We start from the raw sequence: 21,045 nt of genomic DNA, 5'->3' as shown, positions 1-21,045 counted from the left end.
CTGAGCTGCAAGGCATTCGATCTCGACGACGCGATCAAGTCGTTTGCGCCCGCGGTCGGCGACAAGACCGCGATCATCCCGCTGCTCAACGGCATGCTGCATCTCGATGCGCTGGACAAGAGGTTCGGCGCCCAGCATGTGCTCGGCGGCCTCTGCGCGATCGCAGCGACCCTGAACGAGAAGCGCGAGGTGGTACAGCTGCAGCCGATGCAGTCGCTCAATTTCGGCGAGCGCGCCGGCGGCATGTCGGATCGGGTGCGCGCGATCGCCGACACGTTCTCCGTCGTCAACGGCGCGACCGCCAGCGATCACATCATGCAGGACATGTGGGAGAAGTGGGTGTTTTTGGCATCGCTCGCCGCTTCCACCAGCCTGATGCGGACCTCGGTCGGCAACATCCTGGCCGCGCCCGGCGGCAAGGATTTCCTGCTCGGCATTCTCGATGAATGCAGCGCGATCGCCGCCGACGCCGGCCATGCGCCGGGTGGCCCGTTCTTCCAGCGCACGCGCGGGCTGCTGACCGCCGAGGGCTCGCCGATGACCGCATCGATGTTCCGCGACATCAAGGCGGGGCTGCCGGTCGAGGCCGATCACGTGATCGGCGACCTGATCGTGCGCGCCGATGCCGCCAAGATCCCGGTGCCGAAGCTGCGCACGGCCTACACGCATCTCAAGGCGTATGAGAAGCAGCGGCAAGCGTAATACAACTGGCGTCGTCCCTGCGAAAGCAGGGACCCATAACCACCAGCTTCAATTGTGTTGAACGGATAGCAACCCGCACCTCGCCAAATCGTGAGGCTGCGGCACATGGGTCCCTGCTTTCGCAGGGACGACGATCTTCTTGCCGCTACAAATGCGACAGATAATGCGCGAGCGCGGTGATCTCCTCGTCGCTCAGCGGGTACGCCACATCGGCCATCGCGGCCTGCGCGCCGCCGGAGCGCACGCCCGACTTGTAATCATGCAGCGCCTCGACGAGATATTCCTCGCGCTGGCCAGCAATGCGGGCGACCGCCTTGGTGCCAGCAAAAGTATCGCCATGGCATGAGGCGCAGCGGCGGCCGGCGGCGGCCTGCTTGCCCTTTTCGGACAAGTCCGGATTGTCGTCCTTGCCGCCCTTGAACGGCGTCAGCGACGCGAAATAGGCGCCGAGATTGCGGATGTCCTCGTTGCTGAGCTGCTCGACGATCGGCTGCATCTGCTCGTTCTTGCGCGCACCGGCGCGGAAGAACACCAGCTGCCATTGGATGAACTGGTCGAGCTGGCCGGCCAGCGAGGGAATGTTCTCGGTCTGCGAGATGCCGTTGTCGCCGTGGCAACCGGCGCAGACGTCCGCCTTCTCCTTGACGGCGGCATTGTCCGCGGCCTGGGCGGATGACGCCAGCAGGATGACCGCTGCCAGGACTCCGAGCGATGCACTACGCATTAGTTTCTCCGGCTGTCATTGCCGGGCTCGACCCGGCAATCCATCTGCTTGAAAGGGTTTTTTGTTTGGATGGATGCCCGGATCAAGTCCGGACATGACGAGTCTGTTCCGTGGCCGGCTTGCCGATCCACGTGAACGGGGCTGCGACTGCCTGATCGGCCACCGCAGCCCCGCATTGGTTCAACCCTTACTTCTTGCTGTAGCTGATGCGATAGATCGCACCGGCCCAATCGTCGGCGACGAGGATGGAGCCATCCTTGTCGAGCAGGATATCGGCGGGACGGCCGAGATAGCCCTGGTCGCCCTCGATCCAGCCGGACGCGAAGACTTCCTGCTTGGCGTTCTTGCCGTCAGGGCTCGCGGTGATCTTCACGATGCGGCCGCCCTGGTACTTATGCCTGTTCCAGGAGCCGTGCTCGGCGATCAGGATCGAGTTCTTGTACTCGGCCGGGAATTGGCTGCCGGTATAGAACTTCATGCCGAGCGGAGCCACGTGTGCACCGAGATTGTACACCGGCGGGGTGAACTCCGAGCACTTGTGACCCATCGCGAACTTGGTGTCCGGCAGGTTGCCCTGGTGGCAATAGGGATAACCGAAGTGCTCGCCGATCTTCGAGATCATGTTGAGCTTGTCGCTCGGCAGATCGTCGCTGATCCAGTCGCGGGCGTTTTCGGTGAACCAGTACTTGCCGGTGCGCGGATCGACGTCGCCACCGACCGAGTTGCGCACGCCGAGCGCCCAGATCTCCGCATTGCCGGTCTTGGGATCGACGCGGCGGATCTGCGACACCGAGGTCGGCGGGATGCCGATGTTGAAGGGAGGTCCGAACGGAATGTAGAACCAGCCGTCCTTGTCGACGGCGATGTATTTCCAGCCATGCGCCGCGTAGGACGGCATGTCGTCATACACCACCTTGCCGCTGCCGAGATTGTCGAGATTGGCTTCGGCATTGTCGTACTTGATCAGCTTGTCGACCGCGATCACGTAGAGCGCGCCGTCGCGGAAGGCGAGGCCGGTCGGCATGTTGAGGCCCTTCAGGATGGTCTTGACCTCTTTCTTGCCGTTGTTGTCCTTGATCGCATAGACGTTGCCGAGGCCGAACGAGCCGACGAACAGCGTGCCCTTGTCGCCCCAGGCCATCTGCCGCGCCGCGAGCACGTTCGAGGCATAGACCTCGATCTTGAAGCCCGCCGGCAGCTTGATCTTCTTCATCATGGTGGCGAGCTCGGCGTCGGACGCGCCGGTCGGCGGACCGGACGGCGGGGCAAGGCCCTTCTGCGCCTCGGTCTCGTCGCCGAGGAACCAGTCATCCGGCGGATGGGTCCAGAATTCCTTGGTGCCCGATTCGTACTTCTTCAGCGCCCGGCTCTTGTCCGTTTGTTGCTGCGCATTGGCAAAGCTTGTCCCCGCCAGCAGCGCTATCGCCGCGAACGCAAGTATTGATCGATTGAAAGCGGACTTCATCGCGTCACTCCCCTACGCAAGCCGTTGCAGCTTGCCTGTTATTGATTTTGAACGCCGTGAGAGATGATGGTGGCGGTCTGTGAGGTAGGTCAGACGGCAAAATGGTAGCACATCCATCGACGCTGAAAAGCGCATGCAGCGGTGTGCGCTGCGTCAAAACAAGTTGAGACGAAATTTGAGACGAAATTTGAGATCAAATTTTCCTGCACGAGCCTGCCCGATAACAAGGCATTCTGCACCGCAGCGTAATATTCGAATGAAGCTAACGCCGATGATCGCGCCAACTAGCGCGATGAGAGGCGGGCGAGGCCGAGCGCCTGCACTTTTGCTTTCGACAACGGCCTGAACAACACGCTGCGCCGCTGCCCGCCGGAGATCGCCGCGATCTTGAAGCCGTCATCGGCGGCGACGATGTCGCCGGTGCGAAGCGTCATGTCGTCCTCGATCGCAATCGGCGTCAGGCCGGTGGAGGCGCCGGCGCTGCACGAGCACTGCGGCACGATCTCGCGCTGGAAGCGGAATGCATTGGCGAGCGTCTTGTAGGTCTCGCCCTCTTCGGTTCGGGCGCTGTCGATATCGGAGCCGGAATACAGCTTCACCTCCGCGGCGGGACAGGCCGCCTCGCATGTCCTGATATCCGCCGCCTCGCTCACACGCGACAGCGGGAAGAAGCGGCCATCGCAGGTCCTGACGCAGAAGTTTTGCCGGCCGCCCAGCTGCGATCGCGTCGTGATGTAGATCCGCGGCCGCGGTCGCTCCGCGGGCTCAAAGCCGGGCGCCGTAACAAAGCCAGGTGTGGGAAAGAAACCGGGCGCCGGCGCATACGCCGAGTCGCTCGGCAATTGCTGCGCTGAAGCCGGCGGATATGTCGAGATGCCGACGAGCACGACCAGCGCTGCAACGCATGCGCGCGCCAAGCGGCGGTTCAACCCGGGATCTGGCTTCCAGCTGATAGGCATCATTCACTTGCTTGCCGCGTCGAAAGGCGAGCGACAGCCATTTCAAGGCCGACACAACCACAGATATCTTTCAGTTTTGAGAAAGCACCGTTTTGGCGGCCAACCGGACCCGAAGCGGCTATCGCCGGCCGCGGCATCCTGACCGCGAGATCGTGGTGCCGTCCGAACACCAAAAAGCCCGCACCAATGGGCGGGCCTTCATCAGACTGTCAGCTCGGTCAGCGAGATATTTGGAGCGGGCGAAGGGGCTCGAACCCTCGACCCCGACCTTGGCAAGGTCGTGCTCTACCACTGAGCTACACCCGCATCCGAAATGGCGGCGATCGCTCGCCGGCAACGGCAGACCTATGCCAAATGCTGTCTGTGAATGCAACACAAGAGCGCGGTCCGAGCCTCACGAAATCGCGCGGTTTCCTTAAAAATCGACCTCGAATCGGCCGAAATCGACCGCGCCGCCGATTTCTTTTCACCTTTCCGCCGGAACGGGCCTCAAAGCCATCTCGTCCCGGAGCGATTCGAGCCAGGTCTCGAACCAGCCGGTCAGCGTCTGCGCCAGTTCGACGCGGCTGCCGGCGTCGCAATCGAACACCGCCCACCATTCGATAAAGGCCCGGTCGCCGTCGACCACAGGGGTCACCCGCAGGGTCGCGCTGAAATCCGTCACCGGCAGGGTCGGGCTGTCGGCAAATTCATAGGTCTGGAAGCGCTCCACATCGGATTGCGCAAGCAGCCGCTGCCGGATCCGACGCTCCCGGTACAGCACGTTGCGCACGGCACCGACGGTGTCGCCGGATTTGCCGCCCTCGATCTCGCTCGTGGCAGCACCGTGGACCCAGACCGGGTAATTATTGAAATCGCGGATGATTTTCCAGACTTCGCCGGCCGGCTGCTCGAACACGGTGCTGTAATAGGCCTTTGCCATCGGCGATCCCCTGGAGCCATGAAGGACCGCCATCATCCGCTGTTCCGGGGCGCCGACCCACCCGATCTCCGATGGAACGGGATGGCCGGCAAGCGATTGAATTTTTCTGGCCGACCGCCATTTACTGGGCATGATCCCTCGGAAAACCGGTTCCCACTTTTCCGGGATCATGCTCTAGCCTGACAGAACGGCTGAACCGGCCGCGCGGAGCGTGCTAGAACGCCCCCATATTTTTTGACCTCAGAAGACCAGGCGAGGACAACGTGACGATAATGGAGCAGGGCGGCCCCACGCCCCAGGCAGCGCCCGATCTGATCAAGGAGACGACGACCCAGACCTTCGTCAAGGACGTCATCGAGGAATCGCGCCGGCAGCCGGTGATGATCGACTTCTGGGCGCCGTGGTGCGGTCCCTGCCGCCAGCTCACGCCGATGCTGGAAAAGGCGGTCAACAACGCCAAGGGCCGGGTCAAGCTGGTCAAGATGAACATCGACGAACATCCGCAGATCCCGGGCCAGATGGGCATCCAGTCGATCCCGGCCGTGATCGCCTTCGTCAACGGCCAGCCCGCCGACGGCTTCATGGGCGCGGTGCCGGAGAGCCAAGTTAACGCCTTCATCGAGAAGATCACCAAGGGCGTGCCCGCCGCCGGCGAGCCCAATCTCGCGGAGATCCTGGCCGAGGCCGACGCCGTGCTTGCCGAGGGCGACGCCGCCCAGGCCGCACAGATCTATGCCGAGGTGCTGGCCCACGACGCCACCAACATCGGGGCGCTCGCCGGCCTTGCCAAATGCTACGTCACTTCGGGTGCGGTCGAGCAGGCCAAGCAGACGCTCGCGATGGTTCCGGAATCCAAGCGCAACGACGCCGCGGTGAAGGCGGTGCAGGCGGCGATCGATCTCGCCGAACAGGCGCAGTCGGTCGGTCCGATCGCGGAGCTGGAACAGAAAGTCGCCGCAAACCCGCTCGATCATCAGGCCCGATTCGATCTCGCGACCGCGCTCAATGCCATGAACAAGCGCACGGAGGCGACCGAGCAATTGCTCGCCATCGTCAAGCGCGACCGCAAGTGGAACGACGACGGCGCGCGCAAACAGCTGGTGCAGCTCTTCGAGGCGTGGGGCGGCACCGATGAGGCAACCGTCGAGGGGCGCCGGCGGTTGTCGACGATCCTGTTCTCGTAAAGCACGCCCGTCACAGCAGCGGGACCGTAGATGCCGATCAATGCCGAATATCGCGGGCCCGGCGAGCTCCCGGAGATCATCCCGGTGTTCCCGCTGCCGGGCGCGCTGCTGCTGCCGCGCGGCCAGATGCCGCTCAACATCTTCGAGCCGCGCTATCTCGCGATGATCGACGACGCGCTGCGTGACGGTCACCGCCTGATCGGCATGATCCAGCCCGATGCGGCGCATTCACAGAAAGAGGCGGAGCCGGTGCTGTTCCGCATCGGCTGCGTCGGCCGCATCACCCAGCTCGCCGAATCCGGCGACGGCCGCTACATCCTCGAGCTGACCGGCGTCGCGCGCTTCAAGATCGTCGAGGAGCTGACGGTGCAGACGCCGTACCGGCAGTGCAAGGTCGACTTCTTCTCGTTCACCGGCGACTTCACCGCACGCAAGGGCGAGGACGCCGTCGACCGCAAGGCGCTGCTCGAGGTGCTCGCCGATTTCCTGGAAGCCAACAATCTGAAGGTCGACTGGGAAGGAATCGAGTCCGCGCCCAATGAGGCGCTGGTCAATGCGCTGGCGATGATGTCGCCCTATGGATCCGCCGAGAAGCAGGCGATGCTCGAAGCGCCCGACCTGAAGACCCGCGCCGAGATCCTGATCGCGATCACCGAGATGGACCTCGCCAAGAAACGCACCAGCGGCGACCCGCCGGTGCAATAAGGGCCGTCACCGCAACTCTCGCCGACCAAACCAGATATGAAGCGGAAACATCAGCGACAGGGCAAACCCCACGCTGAGGTGGATCCAGCTCATCCAGGGCCTGACCACCTCCGAACCGAGGTAGTAGAGCCCGAAGGCGGTCACGATCAGCGCGGCATTGAACGTCGCCATGATCGATCCCGAAATGCGATTCTTCCGGCTCCGCCACGCGCGCAGCAGATGCACGGGAACGAGCGCGCCGAGCAACAGCAGCGCCAGCATGGCGACACCGCCATGAATCATCAGCAGGTTGGCGGCAACCTGCTGCCATATCTCGGCACCGTCGGCGTTCTTTTGCCAATCGGCCACCAACCAGCCGGCGCCGGTCAGCAACAGCGCCGCAAACGCGGCGTACATCGCGTAACGAAATGAACGTTTAAGCCGCAAGGTGCACCGCCTGTGACCAGTCGGATGTGATCTGAATGTCCCCGTCGGCCGCGACCAGCAGGGCGCTGGCTCCGTAATGCTCGAGCAGGTCGCCGGCACCGGTCCCTAAGATCATCACGACCTTGGTCAACGCATCGGCAATCATGCATGACGACGTACGGATCGTGGCGCCGATCATCGCAGCGGCCGGCTCCCCGGTTGCGGGATTGATGATCGCAGAAGCGCCCAGAGTCGAGCCCTCCATCAGATCAAATCGACGCGCCGACGATGCCAGCGCCTCTCCAGCCATCTCGATACGCGCGAGCAGGCGTAGCGGGTCGCGCGGATCGCGCAGATCGACCGCGTGCGGCGCTGCTCCGAACACCCGAAGATCGCCGCTGGCATTCACCAGCCCCGCCGGAACGTCGAACTCGCGCAGCACCTCGATGGCACGGTCGACCGCAAAGCCCTTGGCGATTCCTCCGAGATCGATCCTGGTATCGGGCGCTTGAAAGCGCACGATGCGTTCGGGCAGCAACTCGATCGCATCGCCGACGCACGGTGCGGGCACGACGGCCCGCTCGCCGTCCGCTCCCGGCAGCAGGCCGACGGCTTGCAATGCCGGTGCAACGGTCACATCGAAGACCCCCCCGGAGCGCCGGTGCATCTCGACCGCCGCCTCCAGGACCTCGAACGTCCAGGCATCAACGCGCGTCGGCCGGACGCCGGCTTCCCGGTTGACGCGGCTGACGTCGCTGTCGTGCTCGTGAAAGCTCATCAGCCGATGAACCCGCGCGACGGCATCGAATGCGGCGTCAATGGCGGCATCCGTTTCGGGTCCGGCGGCAGCCGTGACCTCAATCTCGACGAAGGTGCCGAGCAGCGGCCGGGCGCGGCGAATACTATCGAAGGCGATTGGCATAGGCGGCCAAAATCCTCTTCACGCCCTCCGTGACATGCGTCGACGACAGCGTCGCGCCGGAGATATTCCGGATGTCGCCGTTGATCTTCAACGCGCTGCCGCCGGTCTTGCCGACGAATTGCGCCAGCCAGCTCGGACTCCGGATCTCGCCGCCATAGGACTCCCGATATTGCAGGATCTCGACCTTATGCACCGCGCCGCCCGGCGTCAGCGCCACTGCATAGTCGATGAACAGGTGCTTGCCGATCACCCGGTCGAAGACGAAGAAGCCCGCGACCTTGCCTCCGGCTTCGGCCTTCCAGACCCGGCCTGCCTGGACTTCGGTGAAATTCGTCGCCGACGGAAACGCCTGCTTCTGCGCCTCCTCGATCGACAGATACTGAACGGCATAGGCCGGCGAAGCAGCCGACACGATCGCCGCAGCCGGCAGCGTATATCGAACCCAACTCATCTTTCACTTCGCTCCCATCGTTTTCATCACGCCGCAGCGCGCCTGTCCTGCGCGCCGTATCGATCTCAGAAGAAGAAGCCGACGCCACCGAGGAACGAATCCGACATCGCACTGGTGATGCTCTTGTCGATGACGTGCTGGTAGGTCGCCTTCAGCGCGATCTTCGGCGACGGGAACAGCGCGAAGCCGGCGGTGTGGTATTGTCGCTGGCCCGCGCCGGTCGGCATGTTCGCATCCGTGCCGGCAAAGCCGCCGGTCTGCAGGTTCTGGTAGGTGTAGCGATAGAACGGTACCGCCTCCCACTCGCTGTTCAGGACGGTGCCGAGCTGCACGTGGTAGGCGATCTCGCCGGAATAGCCGTACATCGACTTGCCGACATTGTTGGTGGGATCCGAATCGTTGTTCGCGCGTAGATTCTCCGGATGGCTGAAATCCGCACGGACATACTCGCCGCGAAGCTCGAGGCCGGTCTGAGGCACGCGATAGCGGAACTCGGCGTCGAACATCGACAGGCTCGAGTGACCGAGGAAATTGCCGAGATCGTCGTGCGCTCCGCGCGGCGTCGTGTTCGGCGAGAAATAGGCGCTGACGCTGCCGGCGAAGCCCTGGAGGAACGTCGGCGTGAAGTCCAGCCGGCCGGCGACCGCGACCGCGTTGTTGAGCTGCTGGAAATCACCGAGCGGGGGCCGCGAGAAAGCGAGCCCATTCAGGCCGTCGATCCCCGCCGCGTACGCCGTACCCGGAAGCGGCACGGTCTTGGCCGCGGTGCGATTATCAAAGGAATCGCCGAAGTCCTCGTTACTGGTCGCAACCATCACCTGATATTTCAGGTCTTCGGTAATCGTCCCGTAGACGCTGCTGGACGGCACCTTCCATGTCGACGGAATGAGCCCGAGATACAGTTCAGGCCGGTTCACGCTGTAGAACTGCGTCGGCTCGTGATGCTGGTTGATGTAGCCGAACGGCACAAGATCGATACCCGGCGCACGCCAATTGAACTGGTCGATGATCTTGAAATCGATCCAGAGCTGTTCGATTTCGGCGGTACCGTGCAGCTTATCGTCGTTGTCGAATCCGGAGCCTGCGTGCTCGAACTCGATCTCGGCGTTGAAGATGATGTTTGGCGTGATCGCATAGGTCGGCAATAGGACGAAGCGCTGAGCATCGAAGCCCTTTTGCCACTGGCCGTTGGCAGCCGGATTTTGCGCGCTGCCAAACTTGATTTCGCCATAGGCACCGATGCTGAGGCCGGGCACGGGTGAATCGACCAGTCCGAGAATGGGCTTGTCGCCTGCCGCAGGCAGCGGCGGGAGATTCAGCATCGGCTTGGCCGGCGCCTCTGCCGATTGGGCTTCGGGCTTGCCCTTGCTCCCCTTCGCTTCCTGCTTGGTATCCGTCGCGTCCTTTGCATCGGTGGGTGACGCCGTCGCGTTGACGCTGCGGATCGAGGCCGGCCGCGGCGAGGACTTGGCATCGACGCCGGCCGGAGGGCGACTTTCCTTTTCCTTCAGCTCGGCTTCGAGCGCTGCGATGCGCCGCTCCATCTTGTCGAGCTTTTTCAGCAATGCCTCGTTCGCGCTATCGTCTGCCGCGAGGGCGCCGCTGCTGGTGAAGACTGACAGCGCGGTCGCCGCGAGCAGCGCCGCGCGCCTCGATCTGGAGCCAAGCTCGAATTTCGAAGCACCGAAGCCCGTGCTGTGATGCGATGACATGCGCCCCCCTGGATCGGCGGAAATGGAAAACCCGCGACATAAGGGCGCACCTAGCACTGTCTCGAATTGTTTCGAAATGCTTCGGAAGCCTCTCGAAGCGATTCGAAGTTAGAATCACTCCATTCTAGGAGAAGTTAGAATCACTCCATTCTAGAATAGGACTAAAACTCAGCTGGGAAGGGTTTCCGGCGTCACGGGATTTGCTCGCGGGTCGGGCAGACGAATTCGACGTGGCTTACTGCCGATCGCGAATGGATTTCCGTCCGGTGAACATCGCTCGCACGAGATTCTGACGCTGCAGCAATCCCACTACGATGACGCCGAGCACGTGCAGGGCGACCAGGATGATGACCGCATCCGAGGCATAGGCGTGGGTATCTTCGACCCACCAGACGCCGAAGAAGGTGACGGTGACCTCCATTGCACCTGTGATCGCCGAGACCGCGAGCAACAGCAGCAGTGCGACCAGCATCACGGTGCCCGCCGGGTTGAGCCCGATATAGCGCCCGGTGATGCCGCGGCGGAGATTCCAGATGTAGCGCGGCGCGGCGCGCAGGCGGACGCCGAGCTTGCCGAAACGCGCATAGCGCGTGCCGGCAAAGCCCCAGATCAGCCGGAACGCCAGCAGGGCGATCACGGCATAGCCGGCCAGCCGGTGCAGCCGGTCGAAGACGTTCGGCGTCACCCAGGCCACCAGGACGAGGATGGCGAGCGCCCAGTGCCAGAGCCGCAGCGGCAGGTCCCAGACCTGCACGTTCGTCGCGCCGCGGGCGCCGGGCGCCGCCTCCATCATCGCGCCTGCTTCACTTGGTGCTTCACTTGGCGATCGTGTGCTTCAGGCTGAGATCCTCCGGGCTGTAGAACAGCTCGTAGAGCTTGCCTTCCTTGACGCCGTAGACTTCGTAGCACGAGCCTTCGACCTTCGAGCGGCGCACCTCGTAGCCGGCGGCCTTGGCCTTGGCTTCGGCATCGCTTGCCGGCTTCCACGACGCCTTGTCGAGCTTGGTGCAGGTCTTGTAGCCGTCGGCGAACGCCGCCGATCCAGTTAGCGCCAGAACACTCGCTGCCAGCACAGCGCTCAAAATCACTCTCACGCGTATCTCCCCTCCGTTGACGATCATGCCCAACAACGCCGTCGCGCAGAGCACATGCGTGAACAATGCTGAGGTGATCGCCAAGTCAAGGAAGCGTGGTGGTGGCAGGCTTTAGAGAAATTCTAACGGCTGCGAAAACCGCTTTGCGCTCCGCGCGCAATTTGGTTTTGACCACTTGCTGCGGCCTTACGCCTCATGCGCATCCATCCGCTGACGCAGGCCTTCGATCAGGACGCGGCACCCGCCATCGCGCGACGAACCGCCGGGCGTTCGGCTACCGCCGGGGTCCGCCCACCGATCATCTGCGCGACCTTCTCGCTATGAACCGGCGGGCTGAAGTGGAAGCCCTGCACTTCCACGCAGGCGTCGGCACGGAGGATGTCGAACTGCTCCCTGGTTTCGACGCCTTCGGCCGTCGTTGTCTTGCCGAGGCTGACCGCAAAGCGAACGATCGCGCGCGCGATCCGGCGCGACTCGTCGGTGGCGCTTGAGAGTTCGGACACGAAGCTGCGGTCGATCTTGACCTTGTCGAACGGAAACTTCTGCAGGAAGCTCAGTGACGAGTAGCCGGTGCCGAAGTCGTCGAGCGCAATCCGCACGCCGAGATCGTGCAATTGGCTGAGCGCCGCGAACACCGCTTCGCTGTCCTGAATGATGGCCGTTTCGGTCACTTCGAGCTCGAGCCTGTCAGGCGAAATTCCCGCGCTTGCCAGCGCGTGCACGATCACCGGGACCAGTTCCGGGCTCCTGAACTGCACCGGCGACAGGTTGATCGCGATCTTGAGGTCGTCGGGCCATTTTGCGGCCTCCGCACACGCGGTACGCAGCACCCATTCGCCGAGCGGCACGATCAGGCCGGTCTCTTCCGCCAGCGGAATGAACTGCACCGGCGACACCATGCCGCGCTGCGGGTGATGCCACCGCAACAGCGCTTCGAAGCCGCAGGTCTCCCCGCTCGCGACGTTGATGAACGGCTGATAGTGCAACTCGAACTCGCCGTTGGCGAGCGCGTTGCGCATGTCGCGCTCGAGGCCGCGCCGGGCCTGCAGCAGCCGGTCGAGCTCCGGCTCGAAGAAGCGGAACGAGCCGCGCCCGCCGCTCTTGGCCGAATAAAGCGCAAGATCGGCGCTTCTCAGGACCTCGTCCGAATCGGTACCGTCGCGCGGAGCGATCGCGATGCCGATGCTGGTCGTGGTGGTCACCCGGTGATGGCCGAGATCGATCGGCTCGCTGAGCGCCTTTCTGATCTTCTCGGCGAGCAAGCCCGCTTCCGGGACCGGATCGCTGACGTAGTCGATCACCGCGAACTCGTCGCCGCCGAGCCGCGCGACCAACGTGGTTTCGCTGACGCATCTGCGCAACCGCGCGGCCACCGACTTCAGCAGCGCGTCGCCTGCCGGATGTCCGAGCGTGTCATTGACGTCCTTGAAGCGATCGAGATCGAGCATCAGCACCGCAAGGCTCGGCCCGCCGCACCTAGCGCCGGAGAGCGCCTGCTCCATCCACTCCTTGAGCAGCACGCGATTCGGCAGATCGGTCAGCGCGTCGTGTTGCGCCATGTAGGTGATCTTGGCCTCGGAGCGCCGCTGCTCGGTGACGTCGCGATGCGTCGCCACCCAGCCGCCGCCGGGCATCGGCTGCCGCGTCACGCAGATCAACCGGCCGTCGGCGAGCTCGTCGACCCGGCTGCTGATCTCATCGGCCGGCAGCGCATTCAATGTCGCGAGCACCTGCGTCGCGGCGCTGTCGCTGGTCTCGCCCTTGAGAATGCCGTTGGCGATCCGATGCGTGATGATCGCGCGATGCCCCGCGCCGGGCAGCAGCAGCTCGGGCGGCAGCCGATACATCTTGGCATAGCGGTCATTGCACACGACGAGGCGTTTCTCCGCATCGAACATGCAGAGGCCCTCACCCATGTGGTTGATCGCCGTATCCAGCCGCAACCTCTGCTCTTCCAGCTCCTTCTGCGACGCCTCGACCTGCTGCCGCGCCAGCGAAAGCTGGCTGATGATTTCCTCGAAGCGGCGCGTCCGCAGCGCGAGGCGGCGGTCCGCGAGCACGCCGACCAGGCTCATCCCGAGCACCGAAAGCGCGACGCCCGCAATCACGATGGCGAGGAACGCGGGAGAGAGCGACAAAGCCGCCGGCGTCAGCAACGGATCCGGAACGATCTCGACCGCACCCATCGCGGTGAAATGATGCGACACGATCGCCAGCGTCAGCAACAGCGCCGCAACGAGCGTCATCCAGCGATCCTGATGGCGGACCGCGATTGCCAGCGCGGCGTAGCCGAACAGCATGCCGAGCACGATGGAGGCAGCCACGAGGTCGAGCGACCAGACCACGTGGCCCGGCACTTCCAGCGCCCACATGCCGAGATAGTGCATGCTGGCAATGCCGGCTCCGATCACTGCGCCGCCGACCGGCGCGCGCCAGCTACCGGAGTCGCTGGCGGCAAGGCCGAGTCCGCCGGACGTCAACATCATCGCTACGGCGAGCGACAGCGCCGTGAGCACGATGCCGTAGCCGGTCGGCACGCCCGGCTCGTAGGCGAGCATGGCGATGAAATGCGTTGCCCAGATCCCGTAGCCGATCGCGGCTCCCGCGATCGCAATCCAGATCAGCCGTGTCCTCGCTTGCGATGCGATCGCGCGATGGAAGATGTTGACGGCGACAATGCTGGCGACAAAGCAGACCAGTCCGGCGAGCAGAACGAGTCGCCAGTCATGCTCACCTGAAAGACACGTAAGAACACGAAACATGCATCGGTCCATGGTTGTCCGCGCGGACAAGCTAGGCCGATTGAATTGTGTTCTCGATAATTTTCTGCAACTTTTGGTGGCATGGTTATCCGCGCGTAAGCCGATTCCGCACGGAAATTGATGGCCCCATAAATTTTGCGCGGGCCTTGCAAATGCATGTCTTCAGGCATTGAGCGGAACGCGGCGGTTTTCACCGGTTGCGACCAGCAATGCCTCTCTTTGCTGGTGTTTCGCCGATCATTTCAGCCCGTGCGAAGCGCGATACGGAAGCCGATGCGAGCATCCGTTGTGGCCGCACTCGCTAGTGTCCCGAATCCGAAGTTCGCATCATTTGCCGCACTTTCGGAACGAACTTCGGATTCGATAAGGACACTAGCAAACTTATGATTCTAGTGTGCTTAATGAATGCGAAGTTCGTGAAAGCGGCTGCCGCGAAATCGCACGAACTTCGCATTCAGCACACTAGTAGCCGGCAGCGGCGAGCGCCACGACTGCGCTCATCGCCATCCAGCCGAAATGGCGGCCGCGGGTCGCCACCGCATTCGCCAACGCGGCGCAACCGAACACGACCGCGAGCGTCGCCACGATCCAATGCCGTGCGGCGTCCGATGCCATCGACGGCGCGGCCACGAGGAGCACCCCGCCACCGATCCAGGCGACGGTGCCGGCCTGATAGACCAGACGCAGCAAGAGGCGCAGCCGCGGCGGCTCGACGGTGGCGCGCGCGAAGATTTTGGTCTCGCCGAGAACGCCATGGATCAGGCTGACCAGGATGGCGATGAGCCCGGCGCCTTGCAGCAGAACATCACGCATCGCGACGTCTCCATACAGTACTGTATGGATATGATCCCGACCGCTGGCGCCTGTCAATACACTTATGTATGGTCGGCGGCGCGGGACGGGGAACCATGACGGAACAGCTTTCGGTCAAGGATTGGCTCGATCAGGGCCTCAAGACGCTGGCACGACGCGGCTTCACGGCGCTCAAGGCCGAGCCGCTGGCCAAGGCCATGGGCGTCTCGCGCGGCAGTTTCTACTGGCATTTCGCCGACATCGGCGCCTACCGAACCGCGATCCTCACCCATTGGCGTGAGGTCGCCGCCGAGCAGGTGATCGCCGAGCTGGAGACCATTCCGGAAGGCGGCGATGCGCTGGCGCTGCTGCTGCGCCGGACCTTCTCGGCGCGGCTGGCGCTGGAACGCGCGGTCCGCAGCTGGGCCACCGCCGATGCAGCGGCGCGTGCCGCCGTGCTCGAGGTCGACCAGCGCCGGATCGGCTACATCGAAACGCTGCTGCGGCAAGCCGGATTCCCGGACGACGTGGCGCGCGGCCGGGCGCAGATCTTCTATTGGGCGTTCATCGGCTACGCGCTGTCCGAGCAGACGCTGCCGAAGGCGCGGCAGCAGGCCGCAATCGACGAGCTGTTGCGCATCGCCAAGCGCTGACACTCACGCCGGGATGTGCTACAGGACGGCGAGCCGGAGATCACAATGAATTCCACGACGGATCATCTCGAAAGCACCGCCGACCCGAAGTTGCTCGAAATCCTGGTGTGCCCGATCACCAAGGGGCCGCTGGAATTCGACGCCGCGCGGCAGGAGCTGATCTCGCGCTCCGCAAAGCTCGCTTATCCGATCCGCGACGGCATCCCGATCATGCTGCCCGAAGAGGCCCGCAAGATCGACTAGAGCATGATCCGGAAAAGTGTGAAGCGGTTTTCCGAAAAGATCATGCTCCAATAAGAGGACTACATGCGCGCCCTCGTCACATGGCTGCTGCTGCTCGTCTCGCTGGCGAGTGCGGCAGCCGGCGAGAGCAGACTGCGCATCGGGGCCATCGACGCGGTGCTGACGGTCCCACCCGACATCGCAAGGCCGCCGGTGGCGCTGCTGATCGCGGGTTCCGGCTCGACCGATCATGACGGCAACGGGCCGCAGCTCAAGCCGGCGACGCTCAAGAAACTTTCCGAGCAACTGGCCGCACGCGGCATCGCGACGTTGCGTTACGACAAGCGTGGCGCGGGCGAATGGAAGAAGGAGTTCGGCCGTCCCGAGGACTTTCGCTTCAAGGACTTCGTCGGCGACGCTGCGGCGCTGATCGACTATCTGCGCGGCAGCGCCAGGTTTTCTCATGTCGCGGTGGTCGGCCACAGCGAGGGCGGCCTGGTTGCGATCCTCGCCGCGCAGCGCGTGCCGGTCGACCGGCTAGTGCTGCTCGCAACGGCGGCGCGCAAGCAGGGCGACCTGTTGAAGGCGCAGCTCGCAAAGCAGCTGCCGCCGGACAAATTCGCGCCGATCGGAAAGGCCATCGACGACATCATGGCCGGACAGATCGTCGATCCGCCGCCGGCCGGGCTTGCGATCGCGCCCGCGCTACAGCCTGCCATCACATCCGCCTTCACCGAGGATCCGATCGAGCCGATGCGCAAGATCACCGGGCCGGCCCTGATCATCGCAGGCGGCCGCGATCATCAACTGGCGCGGCTCGACTTCCTCGCGCTCACCACCGCCGACATCGCCGCCAAATCATTGTGGCTGCCGGACATGAATCACGTGCTGGTCGACGTCACCGACGCCGCAGATGACGTCGCGAGCTACAATGAGCCGGAGCGGCCGCTCGACCCCGACCTGATCGACGCGGTCGCGGCTTTCATTTCGCAAAAATGACTGCCGGCCTTAATCCGTAGTCCGGATGAAGCGCAGCGCAATCCGGGACAGATGATGCGCGGCTGGAGCTTCCCGGATTTCGCGGAGCCTGTCATCGGGCGCGCATTCGCGCGACCCGTTGGCTGCATCCGGGCTACGACACCGGGAGTCTTACAGCGCCTCGCCCTTCAACAGCCGCGGCACCTCGCCTGACAGTCCGGCGGCCTGGCGGATGAACATGCTCTTCAGCGGCGGGGCGCGATCGACGAGGCCCAATCCGATGTCGCGCACGGTGCGCAGCAGCGTCGATTCGTTGGAGAACAGGAAGTTCAGCGAGTTGGTGGCAACGCCCATCGCCATGGTGTCGAAACGCCGCCAGCGCTGATAGCGCTCGAGCACGTCGGCCTGCCCGAGATCCATGCCGAGCCGCGCCGCATCGACCACGACCTCGGCCAATGCGGCGACATCCTTCAGGCCCATATTGAGCCCCTGCCCCGCGATCGGGTGGATCACATGCGCGGCGTCGCCGATCAGCGCCAGCCGTTCGGCGATGAAGGAACGCGCAACGAAATAGCCGAGCGGAAAGGCGCGCGGTCTGTCGAGCGCCTTGATCTCGCCGAGATGCAAACCAAAGCGCTGCTCCAGCTCGGCGTGGAATTGCTCGTCGTTCAGTGCCGTGATGCGGGCGGCATCCTTGCGCGTCTCGGTCCACACCAGCGAGGAGCGGTTGCCGGTCAACGGCAGGATCGCGAACGGACCTGCGGGCAGGAAATGCTCCTCGGCGCGGCCGTGATGCTCGCGCTCATGCCCGACGGTGACGACGATGCCGGATTGATCGTAGTCCCAGCCATGGGTCGCGATCCCGGCACGCTCGCGCAGCTTCGAGCGGGCGCCGTCGGCGGCGACCAGCAGGCTGGCATCGATATCGGTGCCGTCAGCCAAGGTGACGGCGACGCCGTCGGGGCGCGAGGCGAAGCTCGACACCGCAGTGGCGCGCAGCTCGACGCCCTCGGCCTCGGCGCGCGCGGCCAGCGCATCGATCAGATAGCGGTTCTCGACCATATGGGCGAACGGCTCGCCGGGCGCGACATTGCCGCCAAAGGTCAGGAACACCGGGCGCGTGGCGTCCTGCAGCTTGGAGTCGGTCACGACCATGTCGGTGATCGGCTGCGCGGTCGGCGCCACCTGCCCCCAGACACCGAGCGTCTCGAACAGCCGCCGGCAGGCCGCCACGATGGCGGTGGCGCGGGGGTCGCGGCTCGGGCGCTGGCTCAGCGCCGGATCGGCCACGACGACAGGGATGTCCGGCCCAAGCCCCTGGCGCAATGCGACGGCCAGCGCCAGACCCGCAAACGCGCCCCCGCATATCACGATACTTCGTTGTGCCGGCATGCCTTTTCCTTACGCGCCCGACGCCATCAGACTGTGCTTGCTACCTGATAATAGCTGGGCGAAACAGGGGGCAGAAACAAGAGCGGCCAGCCCCATTCGTCATTCCGGGGCGCGCGCAGCGCGAGCCCGGAATCCATTGGGCCGCATGATCCGTAGATGAATGGATTCCGGGCTCTCGCTTCGCGAGCCCCGGAATGACGAAAGAGAGCACTTTCGATGTCCAAGAGCCTGATCGACCTGCTGTCCATCCTCGATCTCGAGCAGCTCGAGGTGAACTTGTTCCGCGGCAACAGCCCGAAGACGAGCTGGCAGCGGGTGTTCGGCGGCCAGGTGATCGGCCAGGCGATGGTCGCGGCGTGCCGCACCGTCGAGGGCCGCCTGCCGCACTCGATCCATTGCTATTTCATCCTGCCCGGCGATCCGCAGATCCCGATCATCTACCAGGTCGAGCGGCTGCGCGACGGCAAGAGCTACTCGACCCGCCGCGTCACCGCGATCCAGCACGGCAATGCGATCTTCTCCATCATGGTCTCGTTCCACGCCGATGAAGAGAGCAACTTCAATCACCAGGAGAAGATGCCCGACGTGCCGCCGCCGGAGAAGCTGACCGCGGAGGAAGTGTCGAAGCAGCCGATGTTCAAGGAGATGCCGGAGTTCATCCGCCGCTACTATGAGAGCGACCGGCCGATCGAGCTGCGTCCGGTCGAGCTCGGCCGCTATTTCGGCCAGAAGATCGACGACGGCCGCATCCATGTCTGGATCCGCACCGCGGCCAAGCTGCCCGACGATCCGGCGCTGCATCTGTGCGCGCTTGCCTATGCCTCGGATTTCTCGCTGCTCGACGCCGTGATGGCGCGCTATGGCCGCACGCTGTTCGACAAGCGCATGATGCCGGCGAGCCTCGATCATGCGATGTGGTTTCACCGCCCGTTCCGCGCCGACGAATGGCTGCTCTACGCGCAGGATTCGCCGAGCGCACAGTCAGGCCGCGGCCTGACCCGCGGCCAGATCTTCAAGCCCGACGGCACGCTGGTGGCATCCGTCGCACAAGAAGGCTCGGTGCGCGAACGGCGGTAGAGCATGATCCGGATTGACTGAAGAAAGCAATCGTCACTTACCGCACAGCTGGGACACCAACTCCTTCTTGTGGTCCAGAGCGTGGCACATTTCGTCTCGCGCGACCTGGAAGTCTATTTCGCCCTCACCTTTCTGGTCCGTGAGAGGATTGTGATGACCTGCGGCCTCCATCGCCGCGCCGAGCTTCACCAGCTTGTCATAGTCGTCCTTGCTGGTGCAGCCGTATTTTATTCGCTTGTACGATGGCTTACCATCTCCCCAGTTCTCGTTGAACGAGAAGAAACGCCGCTTCACGCGAGCTCCTCCATCCTTGGTGTACGGAGTTCGGCCGGTTTCGAATTCCGTAACGGTGACTTTGCCTCGGGTCTCGGAACTACAGTCCACATCCAGGCTGCTGTAAAATGGAATCGCGGTTGGCAATGCCGTGACCTTCAGGTTGATCGAGTCGCTTCTGCCCAGCAGGCCCGCCGTCGAGAGTGCTTCATTGAAAAGCTCGAATCCCAGGCCGGCGCCCCGGCGGATGTCATTCGACTGTTCGTGCAATACGCACAGGAATGTCAGTTCGCCGGACGGCTTCTTCCCGGTATTGGCTAGATGGAGTGCAAAATAGCCCAACGGGGTCCCATCCATCGTGCAGCCGTACCGCCGGATCTCGGTTATATAGCTCGCCGGGCGGCTGGCCATCGGCTCTCTCCGTCCAGCCTCCGTGTGATAGCGCTTGGCCCAATCACTGTAGAGAAAGTCGTAATCGCCATAGTACCAGTTATCGAGTGGAGTACTCCAACTTGTCGTTTTGCAGGTCTTGACCATATCGTCCTCCGAGGTGGAGGTTATCTTTTTGTACCCTTTGGGGTCTTCATTCTTGGCAAAGCTGATCTTGTCGACGCTCTGGCACACGAGTCGCGCGTGCACCGGCTCCGAAGCGATCGTGCCGCCGAGAAAAATGAGGGCAGCGGCCGCCTGGCGCGAAATCCTGTACATCCGTTCCTCCGAAATGGGTTGAGCGAAGCGGCAGGGCCGCAACGATGCGAAATGCCGGGCCGCAAATTCCTGCTTGAGCATGATCGGTTCTGACTGAATCAGAACCGATCTCTGGATTCTTGCTTGACGCGTTTTCTTGGCGCGAACCGGCAGAGGCCACCGCCGTCGACGGACCGCGCGGTGGTCAATAGAGCAGCGCCGCCGGCGTCTCGATATCCAGGTTGTCGCCGTAATCCGAGTCGATGATCTTGACATAGACCGCGGCCGGTCCCTTGATCGTTAGCGATGGCCGATACGACTGCTCGCTGCGGTTTCCGTTCGGCCCTATCAGCACGATATGCGAAGTGTCCGCGACGTTTGCTCGGTTATAATTTTGGCCGATGGCCACGAAATAGCTTCCGCTGAGCATGAGCGTTGCCTCCTCGCCCGGTTCGAGGACAGCGACCAGGTTCTCGGCGCCGTTGCGCGACGTGTAGGTGATGTGCGTCGGACGCAGGGGCAGCTGCGGTACCTGGAGGTCGAGGATTGCGGCGGGGAATTTGCAGGCGCCGCTCCAGGGAGCCTTGCCGCACGCGTCAAGCGCCTGTTGCATGGCCGCGGGCTTCGGCTCCAGCGCGCGCTGGATCGGCTGGAGAACATCGGAACGACCGGCCATTCCCAGTCCACGATAAGCGCCCATCAGGTACTCGATCTCCGCGAGCTCCTTGTTCACCGCCTGCATATTCTGCCGCAACCGGCCGACATCGGGCTCTTCCTCGATGGTGCTGATTTCGGGATCGATGGTCTGATAGTCCGAGACGACGATCCCGACCGGGACGACCGTCTTGATGCTGAGTTTCGAGGGGAATTGCTGCGAATAGGCGATCAGCTTGTCGATCGACGTTTCCGGGAGCGGATCGCTCGTGCCGCGGCGCGAGACCGTCATGTGCATGCTGCTCTTGGC

At 63.6% G+C, this 21,045-nt stretch carries 22 protein-coding genes and 1 tRNA gene; 7 read left to right on the top strand and 16 right to left on the bottom strand.

Annotated elements, in window-relative coordinates; translation table 11 throughout:
- Positions 1 to 702 (top strand): ketopantoate reductase family protein (locus H8A95_RS31820; RefSeq protein WP_229186769.1); only part of this gene is annotated, 702 nt, incomplete at its 5' end.
- A gap of 145 nt (positions 703 to 847) precedes the next feature.
- Here H8A95_RS31820 and H8A95_RS31815 read toward each other — a convergent pair.
- The 5 genes from H8A95_RS31815 to H8A95_RS31795 form a co-directional block, all read right to left on the bottom strand.
- Positions 848 to 1,426 carry a c-type cytochrome gene (locus tag H8A95_RS31815; RefSeq protein ID WP_229186768.1) on the bottom strand — a complete coding sequence of 193 codons (579 nt, stop codon included), beginning with the start codon at positions 1,424 to 1,426 and terminating at the stop codon, positions 848 to 850.
- 187 nt (positions 1,427 to 1,613) lie between these two features.
- Positions 1,614 to 2,891: a PQQ-dependent sugar dehydrogenase gene (locus tag H8A95_RS31810; RefSeq protein WP_229186767.1), complete on the bottom strand. Its 1,278-nt coding sequence runs from the start codon at positions 2,889 to 2,891 to the stop codon at positions 1,614 to 1,616.
- Positions 2,892 to 3,175: 284 nt separating this feature from the next.
- Positions 3,176 to 3,808 carry a DUF2865 domain-containing protein gene (locus H8A95_RS31805; RefSeq protein ID WP_229186766.1) on the bottom strand — a complete coding sequence of 211 codons (633 nt, stop codon included), beginning with the start codon at positions 3,806 to 3,808 and terminating at the stop codon, positions 3,176 to 3,178.
- Between the two features lie 273 nt (positions 3,809 to 4,081).
- A tRNA-Gly gene (locus tag H8A95_RS31800) sits at positions 4,082 to 4,156 on the bottom strand.
- A 160-nt stretch (positions 4,157 to 4,316) separates the two neighbouring features.
- Positions 4,317 to 4,943: an SRPBCC family protein gene (locus H8A95_RS31795; RefSeq protein WP_229186765.1), complete on the bottom strand. Its 627-nt coding sequence runs from the start codon at positions 4,941 to 4,943 to the stop codon at positions 4,317 to 4,319.
- Positions 4,944 to 5,035: 92 nt separating this feature from the next.
- On the opposite strand from H8A95_RS31795, the gene trxA reads away from it, so the two are divergent.
- Positions 5,036 to 5,956, top strand: coding sequence for a thioredoxin (gene trxA, locus H8A95_RS31790; RefSeq protein WP_229186764.1), 921 nt, complete (start codon positions 5,036 to 5,038; stop codon positions 5,954 to 5,956).
- 30 nt (positions 5,957 to 5,986) lie between these two features.
- A complete protein-coding gene (locus H8A95_RS31785) occupies positions 5,987 to 6,661 on the top strand; it encodes an LON peptidase substrate-binding domain-containing protein (protein ID WP_229186763.1) in 675 nt (224 codons plus the stop codon).
- A 6-nt stretch (positions 6,662 to 6,667) separates the two neighbouring features.
- Here the strand turns inward: H8A95_RS31785 and H8A95_RS31780 are convergent, their stop codons facing one another.
- The 8 genes from H8A95_RS31780 to H8A95_RS31745 all read right to left on the bottom strand — a co-directional run bounded on the left by H8A95_RS31780 (position 6,668) and on the right by H8A95_RS31745 (position 14,820).
- The gene (locus H8A95_RS31780) at positions 6,668 to 7,057 is read right to left on the bottom strand and encodes a hypothetical protein (RefSeq protein WP_229186762.1); all 390 of its coding nucleotides are present in this window, start codon (positions 7,055 to 7,057) and stop codon (positions 6,668 to 6,670) included.
- Positions 7,058 to 7,076: 19 nt separating this feature from the next.
- A complete protein-coding gene (locus H8A95_RS31775) occupies positions 7,077 to 7,988 on the bottom strand; it encodes an FAD:protein FMN transferase (RefSeq protein ID WP_229186761.1) in 912 nt (303 codons plus the stop codon).
- Entirely contained in the window at positions 7,969 to 8,439 is a 471-nt protein-coding gene (locus H8A95_RS31770) for an FMN-binding protein (RefSeq protein ID WP_229186760.1), read from the bottom strand. Before H8A95_RS31770 ends, H8A95_RS31775 begins: the two co-directional genes overlap by 20 nt.
- A 65-nt stretch (positions 8,440 to 8,504) precedes the next feature.
- The gene (locus H8A95_RS31765) at positions 8,505 to 10,151 is read right to left on the bottom strand and encodes a hypothetical protein (protein ID WP_229186759.1); all 1,647 of its coding nucleotides are present in this window, start codon (positions 10,149 to 10,151) and stop codon (positions 8,505 to 8,507) included.
- Positions 10,152 to 10,386: 235 nt separating this feature from the next.
- Positions 10,387 to 10,944 carry a cytochrome b/b6 domain-containing protein gene (locus H8A95_RS31760; RefSeq protein ID WP_229186758.1) on the bottom strand — a complete coding sequence of 186 codons (558 nt, stop codon included), beginning with the start codon at positions 10,942 to 10,944 and terminating at the stop codon, positions 10,387 to 10,389.
- 22 nt (positions 10,945 to 10,966) lie between these two features.
- Positions 10,967 to 11,245, bottom strand: coding sequence for a PepSY domain-containing protein (locus H8A95_RS31755; RefSeq protein ID WP_229186757.1), 279 nt, complete (start codon positions 11,243 to 11,245; stop codon positions 10,967 to 10,969).
- Positions 11,246 to 11,472: 227 nt separating this feature from the next.
- Positions 11,473 to 14,007, bottom strand: coding sequence for a bifunctional diguanylate cyclase/phosphodiesterase (locus tag H8A95_RS31750; protein WP_229186756.1), 2,535 nt, complete (start codon positions 14,005 to 14,007; stop codon positions 11,473 to 11,475).
- A gap of 462 nt (positions 14,008 to 14,469) precedes the next feature.
- Positions 14,470 to 14,820, bottom strand: coding sequence for a hypothetical protein (locus tag H8A95_RS31745; RefSeq protein WP_229186755.1), 351 nt, complete (start codon positions 14,818 to 14,820; stop codon positions 14,470 to 14,472).
- A 95-nt stretch (positions 14,821 to 14,915) separates the two neighbouring features.
- Here H8A95_RS31745 and H8A95_RS31740 point away from each other — a divergent pair, with 95 nt between their 5' ends.
- From H8A95_RS31740 to H8A95_RS31730, 3 genes are all read left to right on the top strand, one after another.
- Positions 14,916 to 15,452 (top strand): TetR/AcrR family transcriptional regulator, encoded by a 537-nt coding sequence (locus H8A95_RS31740; RefSeq protein WP_229186754.1) that lies wholly within the window; start codon positions 14,916 to 14,918, stop codon positions 15,450 to 15,452.
- 45 nt (positions 15,453 to 15,497) lie between these two features.
- Positions 15,498 to 15,695, top strand: coding sequence for a Trm112 family protein (locus tag H8A95_RS31735; RefSeq protein ID WP_018269337.1), 198 nt, complete (start codon positions 15,498 to 15,500; stop codon positions 15,693 to 15,695).
- A gap of 63 nt (positions 15,696 to 15,758) precedes the next feature.
- Positions 15,759 to 16,673 carry an alpha/beta hydrolase family protein gene (locus H8A95_RS31730; RefSeq protein WP_229186753.1) on the top strand — a complete coding sequence of 305 codons (915 nt, stop codon included), beginning with the start codon at positions 15,759 to 15,761 and terminating at the stop codon, positions 16,671 to 16,673.
- 150 nt (positions 16,674 to 16,823) lie between these two features.
- Here the strand turns inward: H8A95_RS31730 and H8A95_RS31725 are convergent, their stop codons facing one another.
- Positions 16,824 to 18,044: a ubiquinone biosynthesis hydroxylase gene (locus tag H8A95_RS31725; RefSeq protein WP_229186752.1), complete on the bottom strand. Its 1,221-nt coding sequence runs from the start codon at positions 18,042 to 18,044 to the stop codon at positions 16,824 to 16,826.
- 216 nt (positions 18,045 to 18,260) lie between these two features.
- On the opposite strand from H8A95_RS31725, the gene tesB reads away from it, so the two are divergent.
- Positions 18,261 to 19,121: an acyl-CoA thioesterase II gene (gene tesB / locus H8A95_RS31720; protein WP_229186751.1), complete on the top strand. Its 861-nt coding sequence runs from the start codon at positions 18,261 to 18,263 to the stop codon at positions 19,119 to 19,121.
- A gap of 33 nt (positions 19,122 to 19,154) precedes the next feature.
- Here the strand turns inward: tesB and H8A95_RS31715 are convergent, their stop codons facing one another.
- Positions 19,155 to 20,183, bottom strand: coding sequence for a hypothetical protein (locus H8A95_RS31715; RefSeq protein ID WP_229186750.1), 1,029 nt, complete (start codon positions 20,181 to 20,183; stop codon positions 19,155 to 19,157).
- Between the two features lie 103 nt (positions 20,184 to 20,286).
- A partial coding sequence (locus tag H8A95_RS31710) for a hypothetical protein (protein ID WP_229186749.1) occupies positions 20,287 to 21,045 on the bottom strand: 759 nt, incomplete at its 5' end.

Origin of the sequence: Bradyrhizobium oropedii (assembly GCF_020889685.1) — a bacterium.
Lineage (GTDB): Bacteria > Pseudomonadota > Alphaproteobacteria > Rhizobiales > Xanthobacteraceae > Bradyrhizobium > Bradyrhizobium oropedii.
The sequence above is the reverse complement of the archived record's forward strand: the minus strand, read 5'-3'. Positions and strand labels throughout refer to the sequence as shown.